The 7,036-nt window shown below is 58.7% G+C and carries 8 protein-coding genes and 2 pseudogenes; 4 read left to right on the top strand and 6 right to left on the bottom strand.

Annotated elements, in window-relative coordinates; genetic code table 11:
* Positions 1-149, bottom strand: a 149-nt coding sequence (locus AC04SH_RS34325; protein WP_287209018.1) for a co-chaperone GroES, incomplete at its 3' end; no start/stop codon positions are given.
* 310 nt (positions 150-459) lie between these two features.
* On the opposite strand from AC04SH_RS34325, the pseudogene pmtA reads away from it, so the two are divergent.
* A pseudogene (gene pmtA, locus AC04SH_RS34320) lies at positions 460-1,055 on the top strand (phospholipid N-methyltransferase PmtA).
* Positions 1,056-1,174: 119 nt separating this feature from the next.
* On the opposite strand, the gene AC04SH_RS34315 reads toward pmtA, so the two are convergent.
* Positions 1,175-1,786: a helix-turn-helix domain-containing protein gene (locus tag AC04SH_RS34315; protein ID WP_488481839.1), complete on the bottom strand. Its 612-nt coding sequence runs from the start codon at positions 1,784-1,786 to the stop codon at positions 1,175-1,177.
* Positions 1,787-1,957: 171 nt separating this feature from the next.
* On the opposite strand from AC04SH_RS34315, the gene AC04SH_RS34310 reads away from it, so the two are divergent.
* From AC04SH_RS34310 to AC04SH_RS34300, 3 genes are read left to right on the top strand one after another with little or no spacing between them, the layout of a single operon-like run.
* The gene (locus AC04SH_RS34310; protein ID WP_488481838.1) at positions 1,958-2,413 is read left to right on the top strand and encodes a hypothetical protein; all 456 of its coding nucleotides are present in this window, start codon (positions 1,958-1,960) and stop codon (positions 2,411-2,413) included.
* A gap of 56 nt (positions 2,414-2,469) precedes the next feature.
* Positions 2,470-2,781 (top strand): hypothetical protein, encoded by a 312-nt coding sequence (locus AC04SH_RS34305; protein ID WP_488481837.1) that lies wholly within the window; start codon positions 2,470-2,472, stop codon positions 2,779-2,781.
* The gene (locus AC04SH_RS34300; RefSeq protein ID WP_488481836.1) at positions 2,765-2,932 is read left to right on the top strand and encodes a hypothetical protein; all 168 of its coding nucleotides are present in this window, start codon (positions 2,765-2,767) and stop codon (positions 2,930-2,932) included. Before AC04SH_RS34305 ends, AC04SH_RS34300 begins: the two co-directional genes overlap by 17 nt.
* A gap of 223 nt (positions 2,933-3,155) precedes the next feature.
* Here AC04SH_RS34300 and folD read toward each other — a convergent pair whose 3' ends face one another.
* The 4 genes and pseudogenes from folD to glyA all read right to left on the bottom strand — a co-directional run.
* On the bottom strand, positions 3,156-4,040 hold the full coding sequence (gene folD / locus AC04SH_RS34295) for a bifunctional methylenetetrahydrofolate dehydrogenase/methenyltetrahydrofolate cyclohydrolase FolD (protein WP_488481835.1): 885 nt from the start codon (positions 4,038-4,040) through the stop codon (positions 3,156-3,158).
* A gap of 248 nt (positions 4,041-4,288) precedes the next feature.
* Complete coding sequence (locus AC04SH_RS34290) at positions 4,289-5,539, bottom strand: D-amino acid dehydrogenase (RefSeq protein WP_488481834.1); 1,251 nt, start codon at positions 5,537-5,539, stop codon at positions 4,289-4,291.
* 81 nt (positions 5,540-5,620) lie between these two features.
* Positions 5,621-6,505 (bottom strand): formyltetrahydrofolate deformylase, encoded by an 885-nt coding sequence (gene purU, locus AC04SH_RS34285; protein ID WP_488481840.1) that lies wholly within the window; start codon positions 6,503-6,505, stop codon positions 5,621-5,623.
* A gap of 155 nt (positions 6,506-6,660) precedes the next feature.
* Positions 6,661-7,036, bottom strand: a pseudogene (gene glyA, locus AC04SH_RS34280) (serine hydroxymethyltransferase); the annotation flags it as partial.

Genomic DNA, 7,036 nt, shown 5'->3' with positions numbered 1-7,036 from the left:
GCGCCGGAGCCGACGGCGATGATCTCGCCTTCCTGCGGCTTTTCCTTCGCCGTATCCGGGATGATGATCCCGCCGGCGGTCTTGGATTCGGATTCGACCCGCCGAACGACCACGCGGTCATGAAGCGGGCGGAACTTCGACTTTGCCATGTTTTGGATGTCCCTGGTGCGGAGATTGAAAGGTTGTCCGTTGCCGGAGCGTTGTTAGCACTCACGGGTGCCGAGTGCTAAAGCGGCTGTGAGATAGGCTGTCGGCTCGGGCTAGTCAAGAAGGAAGAGGGGCACGGGCGAAGAGCAAAATCGCGTGGCCCTGAGACCGCAAGAGGCCCTCGCTGTTCGTGACCGCCTGTGTCGGGCTTTAACACGCAAGCAAGTCGCAACGGGCTTGCAAATACCGCAGGGCTTGGCCACAACGCGCTTGCCAGATGACCTAGGGTGAGGGCGCAAGCAAGGAGTGGATATGGTTTTCCGACTGAAGGAGCTGCTCGGCAAGAGGTTTGATGAAGAAGTGCAATTCTTCAAAGGCTGGCAGAAGGACAAGAAGGGCGTAGGAGCCCTCATCCCCACTCGATTTATGCGGCGCGCCGGATGGCAAGCGTCATCAACCCGCGGTCCGGAATGCCGGTCCTGGAGCTTGGTGCGGGAACCGGCGTCATCACGAAGGCAATCCTGGAGAGGGGCATCAAACCGCATCAGTTGGTGTCGGTCGAATACTCCAGGAATTTCTACAACGGCCTGGTGCAACGCTTCCCGGGCGTGGACTTCAGATTGGGCAACGCATTTGCGCTGAATGAAGTTTTGGGCGAGCGCAAAGGTGAACAGTTCGATTGTGTGCTCAGTGCAGTCCCGCTGTTGAGCTTTCCTATGGAACAGCGCGTTGCCCTGATAGAGGACCTGCTTGCCCGCATTCCTGCCGGACGGCCGGTGATTCAGATCACCTATGGGCCTCTGTCGCCGGTGATAAAGATGCCCGACCGCTACGTGGTTTCCCACTATGACTTCGTCGTCCGCAACATACCGCCGGCACAGCTCTGGACCTATCGACGAGCAGTCTAGCCACATCCCTGCATGCGAAGGACTGAGCTGACCTGCATGCAATCAGGCCCCATGTGAAATTGCCATCAGTGCGATCGATGTTTGCTGGGTCTAGGCTCGATCGGCTCTCGAAAGGAAGCCTACCTCCCCGGCTGATCGGAAACAGGTAGATCAGCTGCTGGCGGGATTTTTTCGGAAAAGAGGAAGGTCGCTGGATCAAGTTTCAACACCTTGGCGATCGCGGCAATCGTGTCCACGCTGACGTTGCCGCTCGCACGTTCCAGTTTCGTGAATGTCGCCTCCGCCACGCCGATGAGTTTGGCCATCTCATAGCGGTGCAAAGTACGTCGTTGTCGCTCAAAATCGATGATGTGCGAAAGCCGCTTGCGGATCGCATTTTCGTCCAACCGATGCGCCCATTCCGGAACTTTCTTACCGCCGGAGAGCAGTCCTGCAACAGACACTTCCAAGCCGTCTGCCATGATCTGCAGCGTCGTCAATGTGACATTATTTTTCTGACGCACAGTCTGAATATAGGTTCGGTAGGCGAGTTTCTCGCCGTCGGCGGTCCGAAACAGCTCGGCCATGTGCATATGGGATAGGCCGCGTCTGGCTCTCTCCCGCTCAAGCGTCAGAGCAACGTTGACGCGCAGCGGGTTGTTGACCACGCCTCCGTCATCTCGTTTCATAAATCGATGTACTCGCACAAACCTGCCTTTTTTGACCTGTCCTTTTTCGCGCGGATCATCCATAGTAAACTGTCAAATCTGCAGCGAGGAAAAGGCTATGACCATACTCAAATTTCTACTGGGGGGTGCCGTCGCTATCGCGGGCGCAGCAGCTCTATCATCCCAATCAAAAGCGTCGGAATGGGGCTGTCAGGTCCTCCTATGTCTGTCCGGCGACTGGCAAGGCACCCCCTCGTGCCACCCGCCAATTTACAAGTTGATTGCGGCGATGGAAGTAATTGGCCGACCTGTCCGCAAGCCAACTCCAGCGCGGCGAGATTTGAGAAGTATGAGGATCGTACGTCTGGCTGGCAAGCAGTTGGCAGCTCCGAATCCGATCGGCCGGGCTTAGGTCAAGAACGAAACATCTGCCGCATCGCGGCCGATAGGCTCTCGTTGTCCGTCGTTTTCAAAACCAACGCCCTCGGTGGGCGTAATGGAGACGGATTACGTCGGGTCGAAATCGAAATCGACGGTAAGGTGGTGACGGCAACAATCCAGACCGCGGGGAATGATCGAGGGCATGCCCTTGGTAATGGCCCCACCTACTACGCTATCTCTCGACCGATGCGCGGAAAGCCCTGGTTCATCGAGTATGATGACGCGAACGGCTTGCGCCAGAAAAGCTGGTTCAATCTCACCATGCCATGAGCCTGGCGATCACGCAGGACCATGTACTATGGGGTTGCAATTCAGGGAGGTTTGTAGTGTTCAAGGCGCTTCTCGTGTCCACGGTAATTTTGAACACAGGCGCAGCGTTGACCGCGGCGGCTGGTCAGAGCGAGAAGCCGCGCTCAAGCGTGGACAATCCTATGTGGCCCGCATCACTGAAATGGGATTGCAAGACCGCCGCCAAGATCGTGTGTGAGCGTGATGGCAGTGGCTCAGTGGCTGAGGACCACACTGGATTTGTGCTGAACTACGGCAGCAACGAAGCCGAGTTCCCAGCTGGCAATGTCAGAATCAAGCGCCACTATCAACAGACCAATGCAGGCAAGCCCTTTGCAGCAGGAAGTTAAAGTCGAACTGGCCGACAATCGCGTACTCTGGCTGACCGCCGTGGATGCCAGCCGCACTTATTCCGAAGCGTGGGTCGGCGCACTGAGCGAGTTGAAGGGTGGCGCGGTACTGATGGAATCCGAGGGTGTCTATTGCATGCCGCGTAAGTGAGTGCGCCGAGAGGGCAGGGGAGCGAGGCCGGTAATGGTCTGACTTGGGACTTGGGACGTCGGCGCCCGGCGGTTCAGAAAAGGTCAGGGGAAGCGGCGAAGGGATTTCGTGGACCATCGGTCGGCAGCGAAGCGGGCATACAACGGCTTGGGGGGCACCTTGGTGGACGATAGGGTGCGATGCGTGTGTCTTCGGATATAGGTCGCTCTCTCACGATTTTTACCTACCACAACTGTAAATGCGGAAACCCTTCGCGGTTGTGTGCCGCCAGTATCGTGTTGTGCATTAGCGTCATGATCGTCATCGGCCCAACGCCTCCGGGCACTGGTGTAATGGCTCTCGCCCTTTCGAAAGCGGCTGCGAAGTCCACATCACCAACAAGCCGCTTCTTGCCGTCCAAAACCGCTCTCGTGGTTCCTACATCGATCACCGTTGCTCCCGGCCTGATCCAGTCTCCCTCGATCATTTCGGCTTGTCCCGCTGCCGCCACTACGATATCGGCCTGTCGCACCTTGTCAGCCAAGCTCCGCGTTCGAGAATGCGCCATTGTTACAGTGCAGTTCGCTCCTAACAATAGCTGTCCCATCGGTTTGCCCACGAGGATCGAGCGGCCGATAACAATTGCATCAAGTCCCGTCAGGTCGCCCAACTGGTCCCGCAAAAGCATGAGGCACCCGAGCGGCGTACAGGGTATCAGGCCTGGTCGCCCGGCGGCCAGACGACCTGCGCTTTCGGGGTGAAGACCATCGACATCCTTGTCGGGATCGATCGCACGGATGACAGTTAGCTCATCAATGTGAGCCGGAAGAGGCAACTGTACGAGGATGCCGTCTACTGCATCGTCCGCATTCAATTCTTCGATCAGCCGCAAGATTTTGTCCTGGCGCGTCTCCTCCGGTAGGATGTGTTGGAAGCCGGCCATGCCCAGTTCCCGCGTCTTGCGGCCCTTGCTGCGGACGTAAATTTCGCTTGCCGGATCGCTGCCGACAAGCACGACCGCCAAGCCCGGCGGGCGCCCAGCCTTTTCCATGAAGGCTGGCAGAGCGGCAGTTATCCGTGCGGCAAGACGATCGGCATAGGCTTTTCCATCGATGATGCTGGCTCGCATGTGGGCTCCTTCACAAAGAAAGTCATCAGATTGTTCAATCTGTTCCCCAGCTCCGCGCAGTCGACTCGGAATTCCGCTTGAGGACTTCCTCGATGCGTTCGGGATGCGCGCCAAAGCCTTGCGCGGCGCGGCGCACCCGTTCGGCTTGTGCTTGACCGCATGACCGAGTTCGCTCTGGGTCGCGGAAAGGGCAGTCTCGACCTCTTCGCCCCAATGGCGACGGGCGGTCCGGATACTTGCCCCGCACCTCAGTTCCTGTAGACCAACCCTCGCGGATCAATATCCGGGACGCGGCCGGCGACTAGGTCGGCGAGGAATTTTCCCGATCCGCAGGCCATGGTCCAGCCGACATGGCCGTGGCCGGTGTCGAGATAGAGGTTTTTGTAACGCGCCCGGCCGATGACCGGCACTGAGTTCGGCATCATCGGCCGCAGTCCGGCCCAGAGTTCGGCTTTCTTCTTATCGAAGGCGCCTGGGAACAGCTCCTTGCCGGTCCTGAACATGGGGACGAAGTCGCGCGGCTGGAACGTGCGGTCGAAGCCGGTAAATTCGGCGGTCGAGGCGAGGCGCAGGCGGTTGCCCAGCCTGGAATAGGCGATCAGCTGGTCTTCGTCGACGCCGCCCATGGTTGGCCCCTTGCTCTCATCCTCCAGGGGTATGGTCGCGGTGTAACCCTTCACCGGATAGACGGGCAGATCGATGCCATAGCGGCGACCAAGCAGGCCGCTTTCCGGGCCCATCGAGATGACCACGGCATCGCCGGCAACCGGTCCGGCCGAGGTCATCACCGCGCGCACACGGTCGCCCACGATATCGAGGCCCTCGACGGTCGTGCCGAAGAGGAATTTGACGCCGAGCTTCTCGGCCGAATAAGCGGCAAGCCTTTCCACGAACTGCCGGGAATCACCGGTCTGGTCGATCGGCGAATAGACACCGCCGGCGATCTTGTCCTTTGCGCCGGCGAGGCCAGGCTCCAGCTCGATCAGCCGGTCGCGGCCGACGATCTCGATCGGCAGGCCATGCTCGGCCAGATAGCGATAATTGTCGGTGCCGGTGTCGAGACTGTGCTGAGAGCGGAAGAAGTAGAGGATGCCTTTCTTGCGCTCGTCATAGCCGATCCCCGTATCGGCGGAGATGGCGTTGATGCACTCGCGCGAATAGAGCGCCAGGCGCAGCTTGACCTGGCTGTTGGCGCGCAGCCGGGCCACCGTGCACTGGCGCAGGAAACGCAGGCTCCAGGTGAGGAAATAGGGATCGAAGCGCAGCCGCACCTTGATGCCGAGATCATGGTTCCAGAGCCCGCGCAGGAAGGTCTTCAGCGCCGCCGGTGAGGCCCAGGCGGTGGCGTCGCCCGGCGACACCAGGCCGGCATTGGACTGGCTGGTGCCGCGCGCAGGCGCCGGATGGCGCTCGATGACGGTGACCTCATGGCCATCGGCGGCCAAATAGTAGGCGGCCGCCGTTCCGACAACGCCGGCCCCAAGCACCACAACCTTCATGCCATTCCCCCGAAGAAATCTTCCGCCGCATTATCGGCACATGCCGCTACGGACTTACCGTCGACGATATGGGCCAAAGGGCTACCCCATCCGTTCTGACGCAAAGCTGCCGGGGCTTGCCGGGAAGACGACGGTGCGATTGCCGTTGATGAAAGAGCGGTGATGAATATGCGCATGGACAGCGCGCGCCAGCACCTGGCTCTCCACATCGCGGCCCAGCGAGACGTAATCTTCTGGGCTTTGTGCATGTGTGACGCGAACTGTGTCTTGCTCGATAATCGGCCCCTCGTCGAGATCGGCTGTGACGTAATGCGCCGTGGCACCGATCAGCTTCACCCCACGCTCGTAAGCCTGTTTGTATGGGTTGGCACCCTTGAAGCTCGGCAGGAAAGAATGGTGGATGTTGATGATCTGGCCAGACATCCGCTTGCAAAGAGCATCCGACAGAACCTGCATGTAGCGGGCAAGCACGATCAACTCGGTTGCGGTCTGTTCGACAACTTCGATGAGTTGAGCCTCTGCCTGCGGCTTGTTTTGCCTGGTTACCTTTATGTGATGGAAGGGTATGTCGTGATTGACGACCACCTTCTGGTAATCGAAGTGGTTGGAGACGACCCCCACGACGTCGATTGGCAGAGCGCCGATCTTCCATCGGTAGAGCAGATCGTTCAGACAATGGCCGAAGCGAGACACCATCAGCAGGACCTTCATCCTGCTTTCGCCGTCAAACAGCTCCGACTTCATTTCAAATTTATCCGCGATCGGCTTGAAGCTCTCCTTCAATTGCGGCGCCAGGACACCTTCTTCCGAGATGAAGCCCACTCGCATGAAGAATTTTCCGGTGTCTAGGTCGTCGAACTGCGAGCTGTCAACGATATTGCAGCCTTGATCTGATAGAAAAGTCGAGATCGCAGCTACAATACCACGCGTTGACTTGCAAGATACGGTAAGTACGTACGGAGTCATATTGTAGTCCGCTCTGAGTTTGGCCTTGTTTAGGGCAGTTTGCCGCGTTGCAGGGAACATGTCCGAGTGTCCGCGCTCTGTGCACGCTGATCCTGTGCCGCTTACCGTGTGGGCACTGCCAGGGATGACAGCTGGAGGAACATTTGCCCCACTGGTTAGGTGGGGTATAGCGGGAACGTTTGCGCCAGGGTCGACACTCGTTCGGCAATGTCTACGTCGATTTCCAGCCCTTGGCCTGGATTCGCTGCAAGTCGATCTAAAACGTTGGCAATGATCTCTGCTAGTTCAGATGCTTCCGGATCAGCCATTCCACGAGCTGCAATTGCGGACGTTCCCATCCGGAGCCCCGAGGTGACATTCGGTGGCTCCCTGTCTTGCGGCACAAGATTGCGGTTCGTTGTCACGCCATGAGCTTCTAATGCCTTCTGCGCGACATCGCCCGTCAGCCCACGCGTTCTGAGGTCAACCATCGTGAATGGCGTATCTGTCCCCCCTGTGACGATTTTGAACCCACGTGCGCTCAAGCCGCCC

The sequence above is a fragment of the Mesorhizobium sp. CNPSo 4688 genome, from assembly GCF_057784295.1.
The sequence above is the reverse complement of the archived record's forward strand: the minus strand, read 5'-3'. Positions and strand labels throughout refer to the sequence as shown.